At 66.6% G+C, this 23,783-nt stretch carries 16 protein-coding genes and 1 rRNA gene; 9 read left to right on the forward strand and 8 right to left on the reverse strand.

The window, feature by feature from the left end; genetic code table 11:
* The first annotated feature begins 18 nt into the window (after positions 1–18).
* Positions 19–822, forward strand: coding sequence for an ISAs1 family transposase (locus B9C43_RS27140; RefSeq protein WP_143446604.1), 804 nt, complete (start codon positions 19–21; stop codon positions 820–822).
* On the opposite strand, the gene B9C43_RS27145 is transcribed toward B9C43_RS27140, so the two are convergent.
* Both B9C43_RS27145 and secA2 read right to left on the reverse strand, forming a co-directional pair.
* On the reverse strand, positions 794–2,512 hold the full coding sequence (locus B9C43_RS27145; RefSeq protein ID WP_084429799.1) for an NAD+ synthase: 1,719 nt from the start codon (positions 2,510–2,512) through the stop codon (positions 794–796). The genes B9C43_RS27140 and B9C43_RS27145 overlap by 29 nt on opposite strands.
* Positions 2,513–3,324: 812 nt before the next feature.
* The gene (gene secA2, locus B9C43_RS27150; protein WP_084429879.1) at positions 3,325–5,661 is read right to left on the reverse strand and encodes an accessory Sec system translocase SecA2; all 2,337 of its coding nucleotides are present in this window, start codon (positions 5,659–5,661) and stop codon (positions 3,325–3,327) included.
* A 152-nt stretch (positions 5,662–5,813) separates the two neighbouring features.
* On the opposite strand from secA2, the gene B9C43_RS27155 reads away from it, so the two are divergent.
* From B9C43_RS27155 to B9C43_RS27165, 3 genes are read left to right on the forward strand one after another with little or no spacing between them, the layout of a single operon-like run.
* Positions 5,814–7,370 (forward strand): alpha/beta hydrolase, encoded by a 1,557-nt coding sequence (locus B9C43_RS27155; RefSeq protein WP_033383516.1) that lies wholly within the window; start codon positions 5,814–5,816, stop codon positions 7,368–7,370.
* Positions 7,371–7,374: 4 nt separating this feature from the next.
* Entirely contained in the window at positions 7,375–8,982 is a 1,608-nt protein-coding gene (locus tag B9C43_RS27160; protein WP_084429800.1) for an alpha/beta hydrolase, read from the forward strand.
* Between the two features lie 59 nt (positions 8,983–9,041).
* Positions 9,042–10,004 carry an ABC transporter substrate-binding protein gene (locus tag B9C43_RS27165; protein WP_084429880.1) on the forward strand — a complete coding sequence of 321 codons (963 nt, stop codon included), beginning with the start codon at positions 9,042–9,044 and terminating at the stop codon, positions 10,002–10,004.
* Between the two features lie 248 nt (positions 10,005–10,252).
* Here the strand turns inward: B9C43_RS27165 and B9C43_RS27175 are convergent, their stop codons facing one another.
* Genes B9C43_RS27175 through B9C43_RS27190 form a run of 4 tightly spaced genes read right to left on the reverse strand, consistent with a single transcriptional unit; the run spans position 10,253 to position 13,811 of the window.
* Positions 10,253–10,588: a hypothetical protein gene (locus tag B9C43_RS27175; RefSeq protein ID WP_084429801.1), complete on the reverse strand. Its 336-nt coding sequence runs from the start codon at positions 10,586–10,588 to the stop codon at positions 10,253–10,255.
* A 48-nt stretch (positions 10,589–10,636) separates the two neighbouring features.
* Complete coding sequence (locus B9C43_RS27180; RefSeq protein ID WP_084429802.1) at positions 10,637–12,154, reverse strand: MFS transporter; 1,518 nt, start codon at positions 12,152–12,154, stop codon at positions 10,637–10,639.
* Positions 12,154–12,828 carry an LppX_LprAFG lipoprotein gene (locus B9C43_RS27185; RefSeq protein WP_033383518.1) on the reverse strand — a complete coding sequence of 225 codons (675 nt, stop codon included), beginning with the start codon at positions 12,826–12,828 and terminating at the stop codon, positions 12,154–12,156. The genes B9C43_RS27180 and B9C43_RS27185 overlap by 1 nt, the downstream gene beginning before the upstream one ends.
* A gap of 35 nt (positions 12,829–12,863) precedes the next feature.
* Entirely contained in the window at positions 12,864–13,811 is a 948-nt protein-coding gene (locus B9C43_RS27190) for a GlxA family transcriptional regulator (protein WP_084429881.1), read from the reverse strand.
* Positions 13,812–13,881: 70 nt separating this feature from the next.
* Here B9C43_RS27190 and B9C43_RS27195 point away from each other — a divergent pair, with 70 nt between their 5' ends.
* Positions 13,882–15,147, forward strand: coding sequence for an MFS transporter (locus B9C43_RS27195; protein WP_235038853.1), 1,266 nt, complete (start codon positions 13,882–13,884; stop codon positions 15,145–15,147).
* A 68-nt stretch (positions 15,148–15,215) separates the two neighbouring features.
* Positions 15,216–16,559 (forward strand): type I glutamate--ammonia ligase, encoded by a 1,344-nt coding sequence (gene glnA / locus B9C43_RS27200; protein WP_084429804.1) that lies wholly within the window; start codon positions 15,216–15,218, stop codon positions 16,557–16,559.
* 31 nt (positions 16,560–16,590) lie between these two features.
* Here glnA and B9C43_RS27205 read toward each other — a convergent pair whose 3' ends face one another.
* Together B9C43_RS27205 and B9C43_RS27210 are read right to left on the reverse strand one after the other, a co-directional pair.
* On the reverse strand, positions 16,591–17,397 hold the full coding sequence (locus B9C43_RS27205; RefSeq protein WP_143446606.1) for a hypothetical protein: 807 nt from the start codon (positions 17,395–17,397) through the stop codon (positions 16,591–16,593).
* Positions 17,398–17,452: 55 nt separating this feature from the next.
* Complete coding sequence (locus tag B9C43_RS27210) at positions 17,453–17,923, reverse strand: sigma factor (protein WP_235038854.1); 471 nt, start codon at positions 17,921–17,923, stop codon at positions 17,453–17,455.
* A 126-nt stretch (positions 17,924–18,049) separates the two neighbouring features.
* Here B9C43_RS27210 and B9C43_RS27215 point away from each other — a divergent pair, with 126 nt between their 5' ends.
* The 3 genes from B9C43_RS27215 to B9C43_RS27225 all read left to right on the forward strand — a co-directional run.
* On the forward strand, positions 18,050–19,540 hold the full coding sequence (locus B9C43_RS27215) for an amidase (RefSeq protein WP_084429882.1): 1,491 nt from the start codon (positions 18,050–18,052) through the stop codon (positions 19,538–19,540).
* Positions 19,541–19,789: 249 nt separating this feature from the next.
* A complete protein-coding gene (locus B9C43_RS27220; RefSeq protein WP_084429806.1) occupies positions 19,790–23,134 on the forward strand; it encodes an FkbM family methyltransferase in 3,345 nt (1,114 codons plus the stop codon).
* A 455-nt stretch (positions 23,135–23,589) separates the two neighbouring features.
* Positions 23,590–23,783: ribosomal RNA gene (locus B9C43_RS27225) — 16S ribosomal RNA — on the forward strand; the annotation flags it as partial.

Genomic DNA, 23,783 nt, shown 5'->3' on the forward strand with positions numbered 1-23,783 from the left:
TGCTCGCCGCGTGCACCCATGACACCGGGACTGGTGCTCGGCCAGCGCCTGGTGCCATCCGGGCAGAGCGAGCTGGCCTGTTTCGCCGCGGTGTTCGACCCCGTCGATCTCGACGGGGTGGTGGTGACAGCGGATGCGTTGCACACCACCCGCGACAACGCCCGATTACTGACCGACCGGCGCGGGCATTACGTGTTCACCGTCAAACGCAACCAGCACCGCCTCCACCGCCTGCTCACCGGCCTGTCCTGGACGGATACGGCCACTCACACCGCCATCGACACCGGGCACCGGACCGAACATCGTGTCATCCAGGCCCTGCCCGCGCCAGCCAACGTCGTGTTTCCCCAAGCAGCACAAGCATTCCGCATCACCCGCACCCGCACACCACAACGAGGCGGCCGGTCGCAGACCGACAGGTGGCTGAGACTGACCTGCCTGGCCCCAGCCGGCCCCGTCGAGATCGGCGAGTTGTCGCGCGGACATTGGCACATCGAAAACAAGCTGCACTGGGGCAGTGACACCGCCTACCGCGAAGACCACTCACGCCTGCGCACCGGCACCGCACCCGAGCCATGGCCACCCTGCGCAACCTCGCCATCAGCGCCCTGCGCCTCACCGGCACCACCAACATCACCCAAGCCCTGCACGCCACGGCCAGAGCCATCACCCGACCACTCACCCTGCTCGGAATCCCCACACCCACCAGCACAAACCGACTTTGACGAACCCCTGCCAGGAGTGGCGGGGGATGCTCTGGGTGGGGTACCGGGCAGTTGCGGGGCCTCGTTGGTCAGCGGCCTTCGCGCCAGCCGTTGGTGATCGGCAGGCGGCGGTCGCGGCCGAAGCCCTTCACGCTGATCTTCGTGCCCGGCGGGTACTGGCGGCGCTTGTACTCCGCTAGGTCGACCATGCGCAGGACCTTGTCGATCACTTCGGCTGCGAAGCCTTGGTTCAGCAGGTCCGAGTAGCCTTTGTCGCCTTCGACGTAGTCGTCCAGGATGTCGTCGAGTAGCTCGTAGTCGGGCAACGAGTCGGTGTCGAGTTGGCCGGGGCGCAGTTCTGCCGACGGTGGTTTGATGATCGAGTTCTCCGGGATCGGCGGGACTTCGCCGAGCTTTTCGGCTTCGGCGTTGCGCCACCGGGCCAACTGCCACACCAGGGTCTTGGGGACGTCCTTGATCGGCGCGAAGCCGCCGACCGCGTCGCCGTAGATCGTCGAGTAGCCGACTGCGAGCTCGGTCTTGTTCCCGGTGGCCAGGACCAGGTGACCGTGCTGGTTGGACAGGCCCATCAGGGTCACGCCACGGCACCGCGCCTGCACGTTCTCCTCGGCCAGTCCGGTCAGGCCCAGTTGCTGGACGAAAACTTCGACCATTTTGCCGATCGGCTGCACCGAGTAGTGCGCGCCGATCCGGCGGGCCAGGTCGGCGGCGTCGTCTTTGGAGTGTTCGGACGAGTAGGCCGACGGCATCGAGACGCCGTAGACCGACGCGCCGCCCAAAGCGTCCGCGGCCAATGCGGCGACGACGGCGGAGTCGATGCCGCCGGACATGCCGAAGGTGACCGAGCGGAAGCCGTTCTTGTGCACGTAGTCGCGCAGGCCGGTGACCAGGGCGAACCACACCTCGGCCTCTTCCGGCAGTGGCTCGGCGACCGGGGGCAGCGGCAACGGCTCATACGCGGGCACGGGGTCGCCGGAAAGGGCGACACGGCGGACTGTGAACTCGCCGATTTGGCCTTCGGTGCGCGCAGAGCCGCCAGGGAACGACATGTCCAAGACGGTGAGGTGCTCAACGAACTGGGGCGCACGGGTCAACACCTGGCCGTCGGGCGACACCACGATTGAGTCGCCGTCGAAGACGAGCTCGTCCTGGCCGCCGATGAGGTTCAAGTACACCAGTGGCGCGCCCGCCTCGGCTGCGCGCCGCGCGACGAGCGGAAGGCGCTGGTCGTCCTTGTTCTTCTCATACGGCGAGGCGTTGGGGGAGACCACGAGGTCGACGCCGGCCTGGCCGAGTGCGGTGATCGGGCCGCCGTCCTGCCAGAGGTCCTCGCAGATGACCATGCCTATCTCGACGCCGTGCAGCTGGATGATGTCCAGGGTCTGCCCGGGCTTGTAGTACCTGCGTTCGTCGAACACGCCGTAGTTGGGCAGGTGGTGCTTGAACTGGGTAGCGACGACCTTGCCCTCGTAGAGCACGGCGGCGGCGTTGCGGGGGCCGACATCATCCGCGTCGAGATAGCCGACATAGACCGCCAGGGAGCCGCAGCCACCGTCGGCAAGGCGCTCGGCGAGTTCGGTCAGCGTCCGCTTCGAGGCAGCGGTGAAGGACTCACGCAGGGCGAGGTCCTCGACGGGATAGCCGGTCAGTGCCATCTCGGGGAACACCACGAGATGCGCGCCCCGCTCGGCGGCCTTGCGTGTCCACTCGACGATCAGGTCCGCGTTCCCGGCCAGGTCACCGACCCGGGTGTTGACCTGAGCGGCAGCGATGCGCAGTTGAGGCATGTGGTTATCCTCCCGCATGTTTTCGCCTCTGAGGCGGAAATGTGGCGCACGGATCATCGCAGATCCAGCCATGCTGCCACGGGCTAGAGCCACTTGCGAGTGTCACTCTTATGGGGTTACCAGGGGGAACGGGAGTTAACGTTCCAGTTGGGACTGGTGCGGGATGGTGCCGGGGGCCGTGGTCACCGGGGCGCGCTTTGTGGTTGGGTCGGCGTGCTTGGGTTGCTTTCGGCGCGCTCTTGGCTCGCTGCGGCGCGCGCTGTGCCTACTTCGGCGCGCTCTGTTGTTGGGTCGGCGCGCCCCTGTGAGAGGTCGGCGCGATTTGGTGTGGAGCCTCTGCGCCGCAAAGGACAGGGAAAGCGGGCAGGACCTGCGGCCCTGCCCCGCCGACAAGCTTATTTGCGGCGCCACTCCACACAAAATCGCGCCGACTACCACTTTTGGCGCGCCTTTTTGTGCTCGGGGCGCGCCTTCGCTGTGAGTTGGGGCGCGCCTACGTTCTCGCTTGGGGCGCGCCTCCACTGTTCTTCGGGCGCGCCTTCACTGTGGCTTGGGGCGCGCCTCCACTTCGGCTCTGGGCGCGGCTTCGCTCTTTGTTCGGGCGTGCCTTCGCTATTGGCTCGGGTGCGCCTTCGCTGCTCCCGCCCAGATCTTTCTGTCAGACCCTCTCGGTACTTTGGGTCATCGGGGGGTGCTCATGTCGGGCACGGGTTTCTGTCGGTGGGGTGCCGTAGGCTCGTTGGGCAATCTCTGTGCCTGTGCCCAAAGCAATGGCCCCCTGCGACGTGCGCAAGGGGCCATCAGCTGCTCTGTCAGCGCTCTGCCTTGACCTTCTTCACGTGTGCGCGGACCTTCTTCAACGCCTGCTCGGCGTCCGAGTCCCACGGGTTGTCGTAGACCATGTACGTCCACGTCGAAGTTGGGCGCTTGAGACCCGCTTCTTCCAATTCGGCCCCGTTGGAGCCGATCTTCACGCTGTCGAACGAGGCGATCGCCGTCTCGTGTGCTTCGGGCACGATCTGGTTGAACGCGGGCACCACGGCACGGTGGAACTCGTCGATCGGTGTCTCCTTGGCCAACGCTCGCAGGTGCACGGTCTCGCGCACATCTGCGGTGTAGCCGAGGTGGTCGACCCAGCGGCGGTCCAGGTGGTACAGCAGGATCTGCCGTGCCGCTTCGGCTACGAGGTCCTCGCCGAATTCCTCGACCAGTTCGGCGTGCCGTTCTGGCGCGTGCTTCTCGAACAGCTTGTCCGCGACGTCGCTGTGCAGGATTTTGTCGCGGTGTTCCATGATGATGTCGCGCTGCTGCTCGATCAGCCTGGTGTAGCGCCAGGTGTTGCGGTGGATCTCCAGCTCTACGCCCTCGGCCACCCGCTGTGCGTGTGCCACGAAGGCCCTCGCTGTTTTGTCCTTGATCAGGCCGTCTTCGCCGGGGGGTTCTTTCAGCACGTGCAGTTGGACCTCGGGGGCGTACTGCGCGAGTTGCTCGTCCTCCATGCTGGAGAAGAACACCGAGCCGCCTGGGTCGCCTTGTCGTCCTGCGCGGCCGCGGAGTTGGTCATCCAGACGCGATGACGGGTAGTGGCCGGTGCCTATGACGTACAGGCCGCCCAGTTCGGCCACCTTGTCGTGGTCGGCTTCGTCGTGTCCGCCGAGGCGGATGTCGGTACCGCGGCCTGCCATCTGGGTGGACACCGTGATGGCGTTGTACGCGCCTGCTTCCGCCACAATCGCGGCTTCTTCCGCGTCGTTCTTGGCGTTCAGGACAACGCAGGAGAGGTCGTTCTCCGACAGCCGCTTGGCGATGCGCTCCGACTCGGCCACGTCCAACGTGCCGACCAGGATCGGCCGTCCGGTCTCGTGGGTCTTGACGATCTCTTCGATCAGGGCGTCTTCCTTGGCTTCTTCGGTGGTGAAGAGCCTGGTCAGCTCGTCCTCGCGAACGCATGGCTTGTTCGGGGCGATGACCGCGACCTCGAGCTTGTAGAACTCACGCAGCTGCTCGGCCACTGCCACCGCGGTGCCCGTCATGCCCGCGACCTTGGGGTAGCGGGCGATCAGGGCCTGCACGGTGATCGAGTCGAGGACTTCGCCGCTCTCGGTCGCCGCGACCGCTTCCTTCGCCTCGACCGCTGCCTGCAGGCCGTCTGGCCAGCGCTGCAGCGCCGCGATGCGGCCGCGGGAGGTGTTGATCAGCTGGACCTTGTTGTCCCGCACGATGTAGTCGACGTCGCGTTCCAGCAGCGCGTGCGCGTGCAGTGCGACGTTCACCGCGGCAAGGTATGGGCTGTCCTCGGCGTACAGATCTACGCCGCCGAGCGCCTTCTCCACGGCCTTCGCGCCGGACGGTGTCAGCCACGCGTTGCGGCCGTCCTCGTCTTCTTCGTAGTGCACGCCTGCGCGCAACCGGCGCACGATCTCGGCCATGTCGGCGTCGCGTTCGACGCCTTCGGCCGTGCCCGCCATGACCAGGGGGACCTTGGCCTCGTCCACCAGCACCGAGTCGGCTTCGTCGACCAGGGCGACGGCGGCCGGGTTGGGTACCTGGACCTGGTCTTCCGCCGTGGTGACGAGCCGGTCGCGCAGCAGGTCGAAGCCGATCTCGCTGACCGAGCCGTAGCAGACCTCGGACTCGTAGGCCGCGCGCCGGTGCTCGGTGGACACCTTCTCGCCGACGTAGCCGACCGAGACGCCGAGCAGTTCATACACCGGCCGCATCCACTCCGCGTCTCGTTTCGCGAGGTAGTCGTTGACCGAGATGACGTGCACGCGCTTGCCGCGGACAGCGAACCCGGCGGCGGTCAGCGCGCCGGCGAGCGTCTTGCCTTCACCGGTGGCCATCTGTACGACGTGGCCGGAGAGCATGCCCATGACACCGAGGAGTTGCACGTCGTACGGGCGCTCGTCCAGCGCCCGCTTGGCCGCCTCACGGGCCAGCGCGCAGTACTCGACAAGCTCGTCATCAGCGAGTTCCCGTTCCGAACCACGCAGCTTGCCGACCTTCTCGGTCAGCTCCTCGTCGCTGAGCTTCGCGATCGACTCCTCGCGGTCAGCGATTTTGGGCAGCAGCGCTTCGTACTTGGTCAGCTCGACCGACGCAGGCCGTTCCAGGAGCCGGCGCAGCCGGCCCTTGACCTTGGCGAGCATCGTGGCCACCAGGCACCTCCAGCATCACAGGGCACGTACAGCCTTAACGCGACGGTGTTCATGATGAGTTCCGCCCGGCCCAGCATTCGCCCCAATGGCACTATCGAGGCGTGACACTGAGTGGCCGTACGTGGCGATTCTCCCTCGTATTCATGCTGGTCGCATCGCTAGCGGCCTGCACGTCGTCCACCGGAGCGCCCGTCGTTCCGTCCTCCACGGAAAAACGGGGGCCGACGGGGACGGTACCCGCAGGATTGGAGCGGTTCTACGGCCAGTCGCTCACTTGGGGTGATTGTGTCCCATTTGCCCGAACTGATGACGATGGGAACACCTTCAAGAACCCCGACGCGCGCTGCGCGCGGCTGACCGTTCCGATGGACTACGCCAACCCGGGCGGCGCCACGGCCACGTTGGCGCTGTTGCGGATGCCCGCGACCGACCAGGGCAGGCGGATCGGCTCGCTCGTGATCAACCCGGGCGGTCCCGGCGCGTCCGGACTGGGCACGGCGGTCCGCAGTGCAACCCAAGCCAAGGGCTCTGAGCTGGGCAAACGCTTTGACTTCGTCGGGTTCGACCCGCGCGGGGTCGGGGCGAGCGAGCCCACGATCCGGTGCCTGACCGACCAGGAACGGGACGCCGAACGCGCGGAGGACGACGAGCTGGACGCCTCACCGCAGGGTGTTGCCAAGGTCGAGGCCGAGCAGAAGGACTTCGGGGACAAGTGCGTGCAGCGCACCGCTGAGGGTGCCGCGTTGCTGGCGAGCATGGGGACGCGTGACGTCGTCAAGGACATGGACGTGCTGCGGTCGGTGTTGGGTGACGAGAAGTTGACATACCTAGGCTACTCGTATGGCACGCGGCTCGGCACAACCTATGCCGAGACCTTCCCGAAGAACGTGCGCGCGATGGTGCTCGACGGCGCACTCGACCCGGAGCAGGACGTGGTCGAGGAGCTCGTCGCGCAGGGCGAGGGCTTCCAACAGGCGTTCGACGCGTTCACGCAGTGGTGTTTGCGGCGTCAGGACTGCGCGCTCGGGCAGGACCCGGCGCAGGTGCTGCAGAACTACTGGAACCTGGTCCGGCCGCTGATCGAACGTCCGATGGATCTCGGCGAGGGCGGCCGCAGGCTTTCCTATTCCGACGCCACCACGGCGGTCATTCAGGCGCTGTACGCCGAAGAGCTGTGGGAGACGTTGAACAAAGGCCTCGCCGACTTGCAACGGCAACGCCCGCGGATTTTGATGCTGCTGGCCGACTCCTATTTCCAACGGGACAAGAGCGGTCGTTACTCCACGACCCAGGACGCGTTCACGGCCATCCGGTGCATCGACGACGCACGCGTCACCGACCACGCGTTGGTGCTCGAAGCGCAGAAGCGCTACAAGCAGGCGGCGCCGTTCCTCGACGACGGCCTCCCGGCCAGCCCGGCGCTGGACGCGTGCGCTTTCTGGCCCGTTCCCAACACTTCCGAGCCGCACCTGCCCAATGTCCAAGGCCTGCCGCCGATCCTGGTGGTCTCGACCACCGGTGACCCGGCGACGCCGTACCAGGCTGGCGTGAACCTGGCGAAGGCGCTCGGTGGTGCGTTGCTGACCTATGAGGCCACTCAGCACACCGCGTTCCTGCAGGGAAACAGCTGCGTTGACAACGCTGGTAGTGCCTACCTGGTCGACTTGACCGTGCCGCCGCAGGGAATCAGGTGTGCGTAACAAAATGCCGTTATCTGACGATCTTGGGAACGTGCGCCGTGCCAGGGGAATCGGAGCGCTGGGGGTAACCGTACTTCTCGCGTTGACCGCTTGTTCCTCAGCTGTGCCCGGAACGCCCATCGCGGCAAGGGCGACCGGCCCGATCGGCCCGGTTCCGCCCGGACTGGACCGGTTCTACGCGCAACCGCTGTCCTGGGAGGCTTGTGAGGACTACGCCACAGACTTCATCAGCGAGTCGTTGTACGACGATGAGGACCTGCGGTGCGCGAAGCTGCGCGTCCCACTCGACTACGCGAAACCGGATGGCCGTGACATCACCATCGGCTTGCTGCGCAAGGAAGCGAGCAGCACGGCGGACCGGCTCGGTGCGCTGGTGATCAATCCAGGCGGTCCAGGCCAGTCCGGGATGGTCGCCGCCGCGGCCGTGGCCGGCAATAGCTGGGATCATCCGCTGTCTTCCCGGTTCGACCTGGTCGGCTTCGATCCGCGCGGCATCGGGGCGAGTGAACCGGCCGTGCAGTGCTTGTCCGACGCGGAGAAAGACGCCGAACGGCTGGAAGCGCCGGTCCCTGGAAACGGCCCGGAAGCCGTTGCCGCAGTGGAGAAGGAGAGCAAGGAGTACGCCGACAAGTGCGTCGCCAACACCGGTGCCGACGTGCTCGCGAACATCGGCACGCGCGACGTCGCCAAGGACATGGACGTGCTGCGGTCGGCGTTGGGTGAACGGAAGCTGAACTATGTCGGCTTCTCGTACGGCACCAGGATCGGCACGGCGTACGCGGAAGCGTTCCCCGGCAACGTCCGCGCGATGGTGCTCGACGGCGCGGTCGACCCGACCGCCGACCGGGTGGCGAGCGCGATCGGCCAGGCCAACGGGTTCAAGAAGGCGTTCGACGCGTTCGCCGCGGATTGTGTGAAGGAGCAGACCTGCCCGCTGGGCACGGACGCCGCGCAAGCCGAGGCGAAGCTGGACGCGATGCTCGAGCCGCTGAAGGCCACGCCGCTGACCGTCGGCGACCGCAAACTGTCCTATTCGGACGCGGTTACCGCGGTGGCGCAGTTCCTGTACAGCGAGGGCGAGTGGACCGGGCTCGCGAAGAGCCTCACCGAGCTGACCAAGGGCAAGGGCGAATCGCTGCTGCAGTTCGCCGACATCTACCTCGGTCGTGGGCCGGACGGGAAGTACTCCAACATCCACGACGCGTTCACCGCCGTGCACTGCGTGGACGACCCGCCGGTGAAAGACCGCGCTGTGGTCGAGGAACAAGCGCGCCGGATCCGTGACGGCGTACCGAAAAGCTCGCTGAACGAGGACGAGGATTTCGTCGCGGCACTCGACGAGTGCGCGTTCTGGCCGGTGCCCAACACCAGCCAGCCGCACGAGCCGAAAGTGCCTGGTCTGCCCAAGGTTCTGGTCATCTCATCGACCGGTGACCCGGCCACGCCGTACGAGTCAGGCGTGAAACTGGCGAAGGCGCTCGGCGCGAACCTGCTGACTGTCGAAGCCAACAGCCACACCGCATTCCTTGGCGACAGCAAATGCGTCAACGATGCGGGTGCGGCATACCTGGTCGATCTCAAACTCCCAGCGGAAGGCATGAAGTGCAGTTGAGTCTTCATCTGAACGCGAAGGCGGTGGTCGGCAGCGCCCGGCCGTGCCATTCTGTGCGCATGACTCGCCCCCGCCGCGCCTTTCTCGGCGTGCTTGCCGCTGTGCTCATCACGGCCGTGCCCGGCTGTGGCTTGCTGTCCGGTGAGGAACCGGTGACTCCAGGAGTGGAACAGGCCAAGATCAGGCTAGGCGTGCTGCCGATCGTCGACGTCGCACCGGTGCACCTCGCGATCAAGAAGGGCTACTTCCGCGACGAGGGCGTCGAGATCGAGCTGCAGACCATCCAGGGCGGGGCCGCGGGCATCCCCGGCCTTGTCAACGGCGAGCTGGACGTGACCTTCGGCAACTGGGTGTCGTTCCTTTCCGCGCAGGCCAAGGGCGCGGCGGACCTCAAGCTCGTCGCCGACGGCTACCGCGCCAAGCCGGACATGTTCCTCGTGGTGACCACACCGGACTCGGCCGTGAAGACGCCGGCCGACCTGGTGAACAAGAAGGTCGCGGTGAACACCCGCGCGAACGTCGCCGAGCTCGCGGTGCGGGCGGCGATGAAGGCCAAGGGCCTTGACGCGAACACGGTGCAGTTCGCCGAAATGCCGTTCCCGGACATGCAGGCGGCCTTGCAGCGCAAGGACGTTGACGCGGCACTGCTCGTCGAGCCGTTCATCACCCGTGCGATGCAACAGATCGGTGCGGTGCCGGTGCTGGACACCATCACCGGCGATGCCGTGGACCTGCCCATCGGCGGGTACGCGACGAGCACGAAGTTCGCCCAGCAGCGCCCGAAGACCATTGACGCGTTCCGGCGTGCTCTTGTTAAGGCACAACGGGACGCGGGCGACAAGGCCGAAGTGCAGAGCGTTGTCACGGGGTACGCGAAGGTGGACCCGGCGATCGCCCAAGTACTCCGGCTCGGCCTGTACCCGAGCACCATCGACGTCGAGCGCCTGAAAGGTGTTGTGGCGCTGATGAAGGCGAACGGGATGCTCACCGAGGACGTGGACCCCGGCAAGATGCTGCTCTAGGACGGCAGCTGGAATGGGTTGCGCGGCAACGCTTTCGGCCGCGCAACCTCAGTCCCGGTCGATTCTTGTGTTTGCTGGCTGAAGAGGTTCTGGTGGGAGGCCTTGCCTTCCGCTCGTGTCGCGGTATCCGCGTCGTCGGCGTTGGCGTGGCTGAAGAGATCCTTCGGTGGGGTAATGGCGCACATCCTTAATCAGCACCGCGATACTCCACCGATTCTAGCGCTGAGCCTCCCGGCACAGGGCCGCTTCTACGGTGAGGCACGCCGTCGTTGTTCGCGGACCGCGATCGGCGCCCCGGCGAGGTCTTCGTCGTTGCACAACAGCTTGACCTCGAAGTACGGCGCATCACCGCTGTCGTCGTAGTCCAAATGGATCGCCAAGACGTCCACTGGCTCGCCGAGCCACTGCTCGGCTTTCCGTAGCCAGGCTGCCGACCGTTCCAAGGCGGAAGGCAGATCGTCATCGCGGAAATCCACCGGGCGATACGCCACGTCTTGGACTACATCCTGTGCATTGTCCAGCTGGGGCAGATCAACCGCCACGCCAGCCTCGTCTAGATTCAGTACGACCCGTTGCTCGGTCACTTTTGAAGGGTCTCTTAATCGCCGCGCCTTCGCAATCCACGATCGATGTCAATCGTGGCGGCGTGCGGCGCCGCACGCCAGCGCCAGCAGCGCGCCGAGCACGCAGATCACCGACGTGATCAGGAAGATCTCGCTGTACTCGGTGTTCAACGCGTCGAACAGTTTGGCCTTGTACGCGGCTGTTTCGGCGTCGAACTGCTCCTTGGTCTTACCGAACGGCAACGGCGTGTCGAGGCCCGCGGTCAGGCTGTGGAAACGGTAAAGGCCCCATGCTGTGAGCGCAGCCACACCGACCAGCATGCCGGTCATCCTGGCCACGACGACCCCGGCGGACGCCACGCCGTGTTGCGCGGCGGGCACAACGCGTAGCACGACCGAGGACAGCGGCCCGATCACCAGGCCGAGCCCGAGCCCGGCGATCACCAGGTCGGTGTCCAGCCGGGGCAGGGTGAACGGCCCAAGGTCGTGCCGGGCGGCCAGTACGTCCACCGGCCAGCCTGAGATCAGCAGGTACCCGGCGGCGGCGATGAGCAAACCACCGAACGCGACCCAGCGGTCGCCGATCCGGGCCGCGAGCCAGCCGCCCAGCAACGCACCGATCGGCAGCGCCACGAGGAACCGCACGAGCAGGAACACCGCGCCGGTCCGGTCCTTGCCGAGCAGCGTCTGCGCGACGAGTTCGATGTTCACCAGCGTGACCATCAACGCCGCGCCCGCTGCGACGGACGCGCCCAGCGCGGCGAGGAACGGCCCCATCCGAACCCCGGCGGGATCGATCAGCTTGGTACGCGCGAACCTCTCCCACGCCAGGAACCCGAGCAGTGCCACGAACGCACCGATCAGCACCGGCACGCCCCACGGCGGCAGAACCGCGCGCTGCGGATCAGGGTTGTACAACCCGACGACCGCGAGCCCCAACGTGACGGCCAGCAGGACTCCGCCGGTAATGTCCACCTTGGCCGGTGCCGGGCCTTGTTTGTCCCGCCCGGGAACCGTGAAGTGAATGGCCACCATGGCGATCACGGCCAACGGGACATTCACCCAGAAGAGACCGCGCCACGATCCGAAAGCGACGGCCAGCACCACGCCGTAAATAGGACCGAGCACGCTGCCCAGTTCCTGCGCCGCACCAACCGCGCCGAGCACCGTGGAACGTTTGCGTTCCGCCCAGAGATCCGCGGCTAGCGCCAGGGTCACAGGCAGCAACGCACCACTGGCAATGCCTTGCACGACACGGCCGGCCACCAACAGCGGCAGATCCGTCGCGACGGCCGTGATGATGGAGCCGGCCGTGAACCCGATCAGGCAAGCCTGCAACAAGGCGCGCCTGCCGAACCGGTCGGAAGCCTGGCCGAGCAACGGCATCGCCGCGATGTAGCCGAGCAGGTACCCGGTCACGATGGGGGTGGCCTGCTCGAGCCGGTTCACCGCGATGTTCAGGTCCCGCATGATGTCGTTGAGCACGCTGACCACGACGTACGTGTCGAGCGCGCCGAGCAGGACGGCGAGACCTCCTGCCCCGATCGCGACCCTGCGGCCTTTTCGGGGCACCCCCAGACTGGTCACTAGACCGGCTTTTCCACGGTGACCGGCTTGTCCACCTCGGACAGCGTGATCTCGACCGTGTTGCCGGGCGTCAGTTCGACCACTGCCCGTACCGGCTGGTGGTTGCCGTCCTGTTTGACCCAGACCTTGACGTTCACATCGGACTGGACACCGGGCACCAGGCCGGTGACGACGTCCTTGGCGACCTTGCCCGCGACCCGGTACGTCTTGACGCCCGCGATGTCCTCCTGTCCCTCGGTGACCGGCGACTGGATCGAGGTGAGGAGCTTGGCGATGCCCCGGTTCGGGTCGAGGATCGCCGACGGGTCGTAGATCTGCGTCGCGTCGCCGAACTGCTGCCAGGAGCCGGTGATGCCCTTGATGTAGAGGATCTTGTCCTTCAGCACGTACTGGACCTCGAAGGTCTGGCCGAACTGGTCGAGCTTGGCGTTGCCCTTGGCGTCACCGGCCTTGGTCAGGTCACCGGAGACTTCCTTGACCGGGATGCCCGGCACCTCGCCGTTGACCTTCAGCGCGAAGGTGGCGCTGTTGATCGGCTTGACCGCCTCGGAGGCGTCCCTGAGCAGGCCCGCGCCGTCCGGAAGCGTACTGCCGCCGGACTCGTTGGATGTCGACGTGCACCCCGCGGCCGTGACGAGCCCCAGCACTCCGAGCAACAGCAAACGCTTGAACATGCCACGCATCGTAGGGCGCTGCGGCTGAGACAACCTCAAGAAGGCGGCCGGAATGCCTTCCTGTAGCCCAACGGTGACACGCCAAGGCTCACCCGCAAGTGCTGGCGCAAAGAAGCGGCTGTACCGAGGCCGGATTCCTCGGCGACCCGGTCGACGGCAAGATCCGTGCTCTCCAGAAGGTGCCGCGCGTGTTCCAGGCGTTGCCGCAACAGCCATTTGCCCGGGCTCATTCCTGTTTCCGCGCGGAATCGGCGGCTGAACGTGCGGACGCTCATTTTCGCGTGCCCGGCGAGCGTGTCCAGGTCGAGGCCTTCGGACAACCGTTCCAACGCCCACGAACGCGTCGCCGCGGTCGACGCCTCGCCGATCTCCGGCAAAGGGCGCTCGATGAACTGTCGTTGGCCACCGTCACGCCATGACGGCACCACGCAGTAGCGCGCCGCGTGGTTGGCGACCTCGCTGCCGTGGTCGTTGCGCAGCACATGGAGACACAGGTCGATTCCCGCGACCAGCCCGGCTGAGGTCAGGACGTCACCGTCGTCGACGAAGAGAACGTCTTCATTCAGCAAGACCTTCGGGTACAGCTCACGGAACTTCTTGGTGTGGCTCCAGTGCGTGGTCGCCGGGCGTCCGTCGAGCAGCCCGGCCGCACCGAGCACGAACGCGCCCGTGCAGATCGACATGATCCGCGTGCCTGGCCGGATCGTGGCGAGCGCCTCGGCCACGTCGCCGGGCAGCGTGCCGTCGTAGCGCGGGCCGGGGATCCGGGTGCCCGGGATGATCACGGTGTCCGCCTCGGCCAGCGTCTCCGGGCCGTGGTTGAGCACCAGCTGGTATCCGCCGTAGACCTGCACGGGTTTGTTGTCGACGCTGCACAGACGCACGTCGTAGCGATCGCCGGCGGGGTCGAAGACCATCGGCGGGATGGTCATGTCATAGCCGATCACCTCGGAGAGGGCGAGTACGGCGACGACGTGCGACATGGCCAGATTCTTGCACATGTTGACGTTCCGGCCACTGTTTCTGTCGCTGGATCCCAGTCACCCTTTCCGGGTGACACAACTTGAAGTGCGGACCAGGCGGGTGCACTGGGCCTGGTGGGTGGCAGGCGTGTCGTTCATCGCGCTGCTCGGCGCGGCCGGCTTCCGGGCGGCGCCGGGTGTCCTGATCGACCCGCTGCACCAGGAGTTCGGCTGGTCACGCGGCACGATCTCGCTCGCCGTGTCGGTGAACCTCGTGCTCTACGGGGTGATCTCGCCGTTCGCCGCCGCGCTGATGGAGCGCTTCGGCATGCGCAAGGTCGTGGCCAGCGCGTTGGTCCTCGTCGCCGCGGGCTCAGGGCTGACCGTGGTGATGACAGCCAGTTGGCAGCTGATCCTCTTTTGGGGGATCTTCGTCGGCGTCGGCACCGGGTCGATGGCCCTCGCCTTCGTCGCGACCGTCACGTCACGCTGGTTCGTGAAGCACCGCGGCCTGGTCAGCGGTGTGCTGACGGCCGCGGGAGCGACCGGCCAGCTGGTCTTCCTGCCGATCGTGGCGAACATGGCCACGGACATCGGCTGGCGCCCGGCGTCGTTGGTCATCGCCGGAGTGGCGCTGCTCGTGGTCCCGGTCGTGCTGATCTTCCTGCGCGACCACCCGAGCCAGGTGGGCACGACCGCGCTCGGTGCCGATGCCCCCGAACCGCCGCCACCACCCAACAAGGGCGCGGCCCGCCGGGCGCTGCAGGTGCTCGGCACCTCGATGCGCAGCGGCACGTTCTGGCTGCTCGCGGGCGGCTTCGCGATCTGCGGCGCGTCGACCAACGGCTTGATCGGGACGCATTTCGTGCCCGCGGCCCACGACCACGGCGTACCGATGACCACGGCCGCGGGACTGCTGGCCCTCGTCGGGATCTTCGACGTCGCGGGCACGATCCTCTCGGGCTGGCTGACCGACCGGATCGACCCGCGCTGGCTGCTCGGCGCCTACTACGCCCTGCGTGGCGGCTCCTTGCTGCTCCTGCCAGGCCTGTTCGCGCCGACCGTCGAGCCGCCGATGTGGGCGTTCATCATTTTCTACGGCCTGGACTGGGTGGCGACCGTGCCGCCGACGGTCGCGCTGTGCCGTGACCGCTTCGGGATGTCCGGCCCGATCGTCTTCGGCTGGGTCTTCGCGTCGCACCAACTGGGGGCCGCGTTCGCCGCGACGGCCGCCGGTGCGACCCGTGACCACTTGGGCAGCTACGACATGGCCTGGTACGGCGCGGGTCTGCTGTGCATGGTCGCCGCCGTGTTCTCACTGGCGATCAAGCGAAACAAGCCCGCCGAAGTGATCTGACCCTCTGTGATCGGTTCCAGGTACCCCCGCGAAACATGGCGTTAACACGTCCTGCCTAGGCTCACGCCATGGATCGGCAGCAAGAGTTCGTCCTGAGGACGCTTGAGGAACGCGACATCCGGTTCGTCCGGCTGTGGTTCACCGACGTCCTGGGATTCCTGAAGTCCGTCGCGATCGCGCCCGCCGAGCTGGAAGGCGCGTTCGCCGAGGGCATCGGTTTCGACGGCTCGGCGATCCAGGGGTTCGCCCGCGTCTACGAGTCCGACATGGTCGCCAAGCCGGACCCGTCCACCTTCCAGGTGCTGCCGTGGGAGACGCCGGAAGGCGACCACTACTCGGCCCGGATGTTCTGCGACATCACGATGCCGGACGGCTCGCCGTCCTGGGCCGACCCGCGGCACGTGCTGCGCCGGACCCTCTCGCGCGCAAGCGAGATGGGCTTCACCGTCTACGTGCACCCAGAGATCGAGTTCTTCCTGCTCAAGGACCTCCCGTCGGACGGCAGCGTGCCGGAGCCCGCGGACAACGGCGGCTACTTCGACCAGGCGTCGCACGCCACGGCCACGAATTTCCGCAGGCACGCCATCGAGGCGCTGGAAGCGATGGGCATCTCGGTCGAGTTCAGCCACCACGAAGGCGCGCCCGGCCAGCAGGAGATCGACCTGCGCTACGCCGACGCGCTGACCATGGCCGACAACGTGATGACGTTCCGGTACGTGGTGAAGGAAGTGGCGCTGACGCAAGGCGTGCACGCGTCGTTCATGCCGAAGCCGTTCTCCGACAAGCCTGGCTCGGGCATGCACACGCATCTGAGCCTGTTCGAGGGCGACCGCAACGCCTTCTACGACGCCGAGGACCCGTACGAGCTCTCCGAGGTCGGCAAGGCATTCGTCGCGGGCCTGTTGAAGCACGCCCGTGAGATCTCCGCGGTGACCAACCAGTGGGTGAACTCCTACAAGCGCCTGATCGTCGGCGGCGAGGCCCCGACCGCGGTGTGCTGGGGCCACGCGAACCGCTCGGCCTTGGTGCGCGTGCCGATGTACTCGCTCGGCAAGGCTTCGTCGCGGCGCGTCGAGGTCCGCAGCCTGGACTCGGCGTGCAACCCGTACCTGGCCTACGCCGTGATCATCGCCGCCGGTTTGCAGGGCGTGCAGAAGGGCTACGAGCTGCCGCCCGCCGCCGAGGACGACGTGTGGTCGTTGTCCGATTCGGAGCGTCGCGCGGCCGGATACGCCAACCTGCCGCAGAACCTGGGCGAGGCGTTGGCGGAAATGGAGAACTCGGAGCTGCTCGCCGAAGCGTTGGGCGAGCACGTGTACGACTTCTTCCTGCGCAACAAGCGAGTCGAGTGGGACGAGTACCGCCGCAGCGTGACACCGTACGAGCTGAAGACCTTACTGCCAGTGCTGTAAGGAAAGGGCCCTCACACGAGGGCCCTTTCCTTCACTTGGTCGGCGGCGCCGTGTTCAACCCGCTTTGGGGGACGAGAGGCGTGACCGGGGGGAAGGTCTCGTACGTGAAGTCCCTTGGCGCCTCATGCACCAGGTTCTTGCGGTTCTCCTCGGTCGCGGGCAGCCACTTGTAGGTGATCGTCAGCACGCCCTGCACCGAGCGGGTGGGCAGGAACGTCTTGCGATCAAGCCAGATGTCCACGGTCCGCAGGTTTTCGAAGATCTTGCCGCGCAGGTGGATCTCGGCGCCGACGCCGACGAGCCGGATGGTGTCGTTCTGCAGCGCCTTCCCGGGATCACCCGTGCCGGACGCGGACACTGACGAGACAACGTCGTTGTCGGAGCCACCCCGGAAGGTCGTCACCGTCCGGCGGTGGAAGTCGATCAGTTCCCGGCGGTCGGGCGTCGCCATCATGTCGCTGACGCCCGGTTGCGCACTCCGGCCGAGCCGCTCTGAGCGCAGCGCCCAGCTTTCGGATTTCGGCCAGCTGGGGCCCTCGGTGGTGAAGTTCACGATCATGCCCTGTGCCGCGGCGTCCGCCGCGCGGGCTTTCTCAATGATCTCCGCTTCGGTGAGCGTGGCCGGATCGACCGTCACCGGCGCCGGAGTGTTCGTGAACACTGTGCCCAGCAAGACGGCCACCACTGCGATGGCAGCGGCCGAACCACCGATCAAGCCTCGCCGCACGCGCTTGTGCTGGCGTGCGTGCCTGTCCGCCAGCGACTCGAGCAGATCGTCGCGGGGTACGAAGTCTGCTGTCGCGTCACGCAACTGCTCGCGCAGGTCGTCCTCGGTCATCATGAGTTCTGTACCTCGATTTCTTGCGGCTCCCCCAGCAGCTCACGCAACCGGTTCAAGGCACGGCTCGTGTACGACTTGACCGTGCCCTCGTTGCACCCGAGGGCCCGGGCTGTGTCGTGATCGTCAGATCGGCGAAGAACCGGAACACGATGACTTCGCGTTGCCGTGTCGGCAGCTGACGCAACGCCTGCACAAGCGCTTCCCGGTCGGCGATCCGTTGGCTCGCGTCCGGCGATGGCAGATGGGGCAGCTCGGTCTGGTTTCGTTCCCGTACCCGGCGGCCCAACAGCCGCCAGCGATCACGGGTCAGGTTGACCAGCACACGGCGCGCATAGGCTTCGGGCTGCTCACTCGCAGCCGACCAGCGCCACGCGACCCGCAGCAATGTGGTCTGCAGCAGGTCCTCGGCGTGGCCTCGGTCGCCGACCAGCAGGAAGGCCGTCCGCAGCAACGAAGCCGATCGGCTGCGGACGAAGTCCTCGAACGCTGGGTCCAGCTCACGGGAACCACCGTGGAGTCTCATGCCCGTACAAACTCCGTTCCTGCCCGGCAGGGTTGCCCTTCGTTCGTCGGGTTGACCGCAGGCGTGTCCGCGAGTGTGGTGGATGGCGTGCTGCGCTTGGTGATCCCATGTGTGCTGCTGGCAACGATGGCGGTTCCGGCGAACGCGTCCCAGGGCCTTGACCTGGACCGGGCGACGATTCCCGAACTGCAACTGCGAATGGACCGCGGCAAGCTGACCGCGGTGGAGCTGACCGGGCGTTATCTCGCCAGGATCCGTGCGGTGGACGACAAGCTCCACTCGGTGATCCTGGTCGATCCGACCGCCACCGAGCAGGCACGCGCCAGCGATCGGCGCCGCCGTGCCGGGCAGCTGCGCGGTCCGCTTGACGGCATCCCCATCCTGCTCAAGGACAACGTGGACACACGTGGTTTGCAGACCACCGCGGGTTCGCGCGCGTTGCTGGGCACGCCGCCTGCCAAGGACGCGTTCCAGGTCCAGCGGCTCAGGGCCGCGGGTGCGGTGATCCTCGGCAAGGCGAACATGTCCGAGTGGGCGAACTTCCGCTCCGCCAAACCGACTTCAGGCTGGTCAGCGGTGGGCGGTCAGACCAACAACCCGTATGTCCTCGACCGCAACCCTTGTGGATCGTCGTCCGGTTCGGGCGCGGCTGTCGCGGCTTCGCTCGCGCAGGTCGCGATCGGCTCGGAGACTGACGGATCCGTGGTGTGCCCGGCGGGAATGACCGGGGTGGTCGGTCACAAACCCACCCTCGGACTGGTCAGCCGCACCGGTGTCGTGCCGATCTCGGCCGAGCAGGACACGACCGGGCCGATGAGCCGCAACGTCATCGACTCCGCCATCACCCTCGCGGTCATCCAGGGTCGTGATCCCGCCGACGCCGCCACGAAGGCCATCCCGCGCGATCATCCACGCCACTACCGGCTTTCCAAGGACTCGCTCAAAGGAGCACGGATCGGTCTGTGGCGGCTGCCCGTTCTCGGGCCGGACGTCGACCGGGTGATGACGGCGGCAGCGGCCTCGCTGCGAGCGCAAGGCGCGCAGGTAGTCGAGGTCGAAATGCCGTACCAGCAACGCATCGCCGAGCTCGAGTTCCCCGCACTGCTCACCGAGTTCCACCGGGACATCGACAAGTACCTGGCCACCCGCGATGGCCCACGTGATCTGGCCGCGTTGATCGAGTACAACCGGAACGATCCGCTCGAGCGGACGTGTTTCCCCGGCCAGGAACTGTTCGAAATGGCGCTCGCGGCACCGGGCCCGACCGACCCCGGCTATCTGGCCGGTCGCCGGGAACTGACCGACCTGGCGAAACGCTCGATCGACGAAACGATGGCACGCCACCGGCTCGACGCGATCGCCGCGCCGACCAACCCGCCCGCCTGGAAGACCAACTGCGCGACCGGCGACAACGACATCATCCCGTCGTCGACACCAGCGGCGGTCGCCGGCTATCCGGGCGTGACGGTGCCTGCCGGGTTCATCGGACCGCTCCCGGTCGGCATCTCGTTCATGGCCGGTCGTTGGGCGGACGGCGAGGTCCTGTCGTTGGCGTACGCCTTCGAACAGGCAACGCACGCCCGCAAAGCACCGAAGTTCCTGCCTACGATCGGCTGAGCGCGGCACGGACACCGTCTGGGCTGCCTTGAGCTCGGCCATCCGGGTGCGACACACGCGGTCAGCACGTCACGCCCGGTGAAGCAGTGCTCGTCCGGCCGGACGGTTCGTTGGCTGGCATGGGCAAGCTGATGGCTTGCATGCGGCGCTTCATCGCATCCTCGGCCACGAACCTCGCTGACCTGCGACGACGAACGCGTTGGGGTGCCACCGGCGCGTGCGTGATCTTCGGCGCGCTACTTTCGTGGTGTGACCGAAGTGTCTGCGTGCACGGTGGCGACCAGCGCCCAGCTTCCCGCCGCCCGAGTGACAGCCGAGTCGTTCCGAGCCGTTCACCCCGGTGCGAGGTTCGACATCCTGCTGGTCGACGGCGAACCCGGCGGGGATGTGCTGACTCCGGCCGATATCGGTGTCGACGAAGCCGAGTTGGCGATGCTGTCGACGGCGTACACCGCGGAGCAGATGCGGGCCGTGCTGCGGCCGCGGCTGTTGCAGACGTTGCTGGCCAACGGCCCGGTGCTGTACCTCGATCCGTGGGTCCTCGTCCTCGCGTCGGTCGACACAATCGTGAAGGACGCCTTGAAACAAGGTGACTTCGCTTTGGTGCCCCGGGTCCTGCACCCGCTGCCGCACGACGGGCTCGCCCCGACGCCGGAAGACCTGATCGAAGCCGGTGTCTACGAGCCCGGATTCCTCGCGGTCGGGCCCGGCGCGCATGACGTGCTGACTTCGTGGGCCCAACACGCCGCGCGGAAGCCCGAAGCGGTCGACGGTTTTCTCGACGGCCTGCCGGCCTTGGCGAAACACCATGTCATCCGCGATGTCGGGATCGGCCTTTCGGTGTGGAACGCAGGCCAGCGCGACGCCGAGTTGCTGACCAACGGTTATTGCGTGATGGCCGTGCCAATTGGCGAGCCGGTAATGCTGCGAACGGTGCATTTCCACGGTTTCGATCCGAAGAAACCGTGGCTGCTGTCCGCGGATATCACCGAACGGCCGCGCACGCTGTTGTCCGAGCGGCCCGGGTTGGAAACGCTGTGCGACGACTACCGGGCAAAGCTCGTTGACGCGGGGATGGCGGGCAAGGGCAAGCCGTTCGCGCGTCTGTCGGACGGGACTGTTCTGCCGGAGGGACTCCGTGCGGAATTCCGGTCGGCCTGGCACGACGCGATGATCATGGGGGACGAGCCGCCGCCCGCGATCGACGACGAGAAGGCCTTCCTGCGTTGGGCATGCGCAACCGTTGACGGGTTGTCAGGGAGCACGCGGTGGGCGAGCGCGTTGTGGCAGGACGATCCTTGGCTGCGTGAGCGCTACCCGGATCCTTTCGGTGCCAACGCCGACGAGTTCCGTCGTTGGTGTGAGACCGAAGGGGTGCTGCAGGGACGGTTGCATCCGGTCGCGGTACCAGCGCCGCCAGCTGTCCGCGTGGAGCTTGTCGACCAACTGGGCGTCTCCGTGCTCGGGGTCGGTCCGCTCGCCGAGTCCGTGCGGCTGAGCGCGGGTGCGTCGGGACTGCCGATTGCGTCGGACGCGCGTTACCCCGTGGTGTTGTGCTGTGACGACGTGACGGATCCGCCGCGCGAACGGTACGTGATCCAGGTCCGTGATGAACCCGGCCCGCCGTCTGTTGGCGTTGACGAGGTATGGGTGCCATGGCCTGCGCCGTCGGGTGCACAAGCCGTCGTGTTGCCTGTGCCCGACCAAGGGGAACGGGATGAGGACGAGCGCACCGAGGCGCTGACGACCCTTGGCGTCCCCACAGGTGCGGTGTTCACGAGCTTCGTCGACCACGAAGAGGGTTGCTGTTCCAACGAGACCGATGTCGTGGCCGCGTTCCGTGCCGCGTTCCCGGACCGTTCGGACGTGAGTTTGCTCCTGGCCGTCCGTGGTGCGGCTGGCCAACGTGCTGCGGCTGAACGCCTGCGGTTGGCGACCGCGCACGACCGCCGCATCCGTCTGGTCGAAGCGGAAACCGCGCACCGGGTGGCAGTCGACGCGGCGGACTGGGTCGTTTTGTTGCACGACAAGCAATGCGCGACGGCCACCGAGCTGAGTTCCGTTGCCGCCAGGGGTGTTCCGTTGATCACCACGAACGTCGGGGTGGCCGCGGAGCTGTTCGACTCGGACAGCGTGGTGTTCGTGTCCCGTGTGGATGGTCAGTCCGAACACGTGCAGCACGCCGCGCGGTTGATGCGTGAACACGCGCCGGACACCGCGCTCGCGGACAAGATCGGGGCGGCCGGGCGGACTCGTGTGCTCGGGTTGCGGGCGGTCGAGAAGTCCGCCGAGCAGTTGCGGGAGCGAGTCGAGCACGCGTATCGCAACTGGCGGGTCGAACACGGCCGCAAGCTCGCCGGTGAGCCTGATCCGTTCGCGCCTCTGCAGGCGGCCAGGCACGCGTTGTTGCGCCAGCCGGATGTCGAGATGGGCCATCGGATCCCGATGGCACCCGCGCTGCGCAAGGCCGTACTGCGGGTGCTCAACCACTACGACAACCACGTCAGGACGATGCTGGGGTCCATAGTGGACTCCACCGAGCGGTCGACGAAGGAAGTGCTGCGCCGCCAGGAGGAGCTGGCGGCGACCCGGCGCGTCGAGCAGGCACCGGCCGGACCCGATCCACGGATCGACCGGCTGGCCAACCAGCTCGACACCGCGCTGCGCCGGATCGAGAGCCTCGAAGACCGGATCATCGCCCAATCGCGTGAACGTGACGAGAACATCCGCGCCTCGTCGGCCGCGACCCGCACCGCCGACGCGCTGCGACGGGTGGTCGTGCGGGAACACGAACGGGTACATGGCGGGGTCGACGGGAGTTCGCTCGTGCTGTGCGACGCCGGCCTGCTGCGGCTGCCGTCGGACGACATCGCGATGCTGCCGCTGTTGTCCAGCAACGGAGTCTGGGAGCAGCCGGTCGCCGACCTGATCGACTCGCTGATCGAGCCGGACGGGGTCTTCCTCGACATCGGCGCGTACGTGGGCTACCACACCCTCCGGATGCTCACACGAATGGGTAATTCTGGTGCGGTGGTCGCGGTCGAACCCGACCCGAAGGCCGTCGACCTGCTGAAACGCAACGTCGCCGCGAACACACCCGAGCACGTGGCCGACCGGCTGCACGTGGTGGAAGCCGCGGCATGGGACACCGAGGGAACGCTGGTGACCGACCCCGCCCTGGGTGGCGGAGTCAGTGTCTGGCCAGGAACAGGCGAGCCCGAGCGGACGGTCAACTCGGTCCGGCTCGACCGTGCGCTGGATGCCTTGCCAGGGTTGAAGAAGTTGAGGTTGTCCGTGGTCAAGGCCGACGTGCCCGGCCGAACGCATCGGGCGTTGGGTGGCCTCGTCCGGCTGCTCAGGCGGGACCGGCCGCACGTGATCTGCTCGTTCTCGTCGTCGGCGATGAAGGAGCTCGGCGACGACCCGTTGACCGCGCTTCGCGAGTTCCGGACTTGGGGCTACGAAGCCGCGTTCGTCGGCGACCAGCAGACGACTCCGCTCGCCGAGATGGCCGAGGTGTTGTCGTCCGCAGGGGAGCGAAACCTCTGGCTCAGGCCGCTGACCAGCCGATTTGACATCGCACCTGCCACCTGAGTAACTTTCTCCCCGTCGCAAGGACAGCCGGACGGAACAGGACGAAAGAGCCTGGCGGGGACGGCGAAGGGCAGAAAGCCTCTCAGGTAGACTTGAGTAGGAACAGCCCACCGGGTCGGGCGGATTTGACACCGCGAATCGGACCGAGTAAAGTTCTACGACGTGCCACCAACCAGCTGAGCTTCTAGTTGGGCCCCTCGCCGGGTCGAATCGGAAGTCAGGTAGAGTGGCAAACCCGAGTAAAACAAAGACTTTGCAGTGCAAGCCCCTTTGCGGGTCGGCTAAATGCCGGACTAAAAAGGTGTGCGTGTGTTGTTTGAGAACTCAACAGTGTGTCGATCTATTGAAAGCCAGTAGAGCTTTTATTTGAACCTCGTCTTGAGGTTCCTTTGAGATGGACAGATGGACCAGATTGGTTCTGGTTTGTCAGGACGTCGAATTTTTCAACTAGAGCATTGTTGGAGAGTTTGATCCTGGCTCAGGACGAACGCTGGCGGCGTGCTTAACACATGCAAGTCGAGCGGTAAGGCCCTTCGGGGTACACGAGCGGCGAACGGGTGAGTAACACGTGGGTAATCTGCCCTGCACTCTGGGATAAGCCCGGGAAACTGGGTCTAATACCGGATACGACTTGCAGTCGCATGACTGT

It is taken from the genome of Kibdelosporangium aridum, from assembly GCF_900176515.1.
Taxonomy (GTDB): Bacteria; Actinomycetota; Actinomycetes; order Mycobacteriales; family Pseudonocardiaceae; genus Kibdelosporangium; species Kibdelosporangium aridum.

What these genes read in the sequence shown, in the direction of transcription:
- B9C43_RS27215 (WP_084429882.1), top strand. Translation starts at nt 18,050, where the DNA reads ATGGCGGTTCCGGCGAACGCGTCCCAGGGCCTTGACCTGGACCGGGCG.
- B9C43_RS27190 (WP_084429881.1), bottom strand. Translation starts at nt 13,811, where the DNA reads ATGTCGCACGTCGTCGCCGTACTCGCCCTCTCCGAGGTGATCGGCTAT.
- B9C43_RS27155 (WP_033383516.1), top strand. Translation starts at nt 5,814, where the DNA reads ATGCTGGTCGCATCGCTAGCGGCCTGCACGTCGTCCACCGGAGCGCCC.
- B9C43_RS27210 (WP_235038854.1), bottom strand. Translation starts at nt 17,923, where the DNA reads ATGAGACTCCACGGTGGTTCCCGTGAGCTGGACCCAGCGTTCGAGGAC.
- B9C43_RS27140 (WP_143446604.1), top strand. Translation starts at nt 19, where the DNA reads ATGACACCGGGACTGGTGCTCGGCCAGCGCCTGGTGCCATCCGGGCAG.
- secA2 (WP_084429879.1), bottom strand. Translation starts at nt 5,661, where the DNA reads ATGCTCGCCAAGGTCAAGGGCCGGCTGCGCCGGCTCCTGGAACGGCCT.
- B9C43_RS27165 (WP_084429880.1), top strand. Translation starts at nt 9,042, where the DNA reads ATGACTCGCCCCCGCCGCGCCTTTCTCGGCGTGCTTGCCGCTGTGCTC.
- B9C43_RS27185 (WP_033383518.1), bottom strand. Translation starts at nt 12,828, where the DNA reads ATGTTCAAGCGTTTGCTGTTGCTCGGAGTGCTGGGGCTCGTCACGGCC.
- glnA (WP_084429804.1), top strand. Translation starts at nt 15,216, where the DNA reads ATGGATCGGCAGCAAGAGTTCGTCCTGAGGACGCTTGAGGAACGCGAC.
- B9C43_RS27205 (WP_143446606.1), bottom strand. Translation starts at nt 17,397, where the DNA reads ATGACCGAGGACGACCTGCGCGAGCAGTTGCGTGACGCGACAGCAGAC.
- B9C43_RS27145 (WP_084429799.1), bottom strand. Translation starts at nt 2,512, where the DNA reads ATGCCTCAACTGCGCATCGCTGCCGCTCAGGTCAACACCCGGGTCGGT.
- B9C43_RS27160 (WP_084429800.1), top strand. Translation starts at nt 7,375, where the DNA reads ATGCCGTTATCTGACGATCTTGGGAACGTGCGCCGTGCCAGGGGAATC.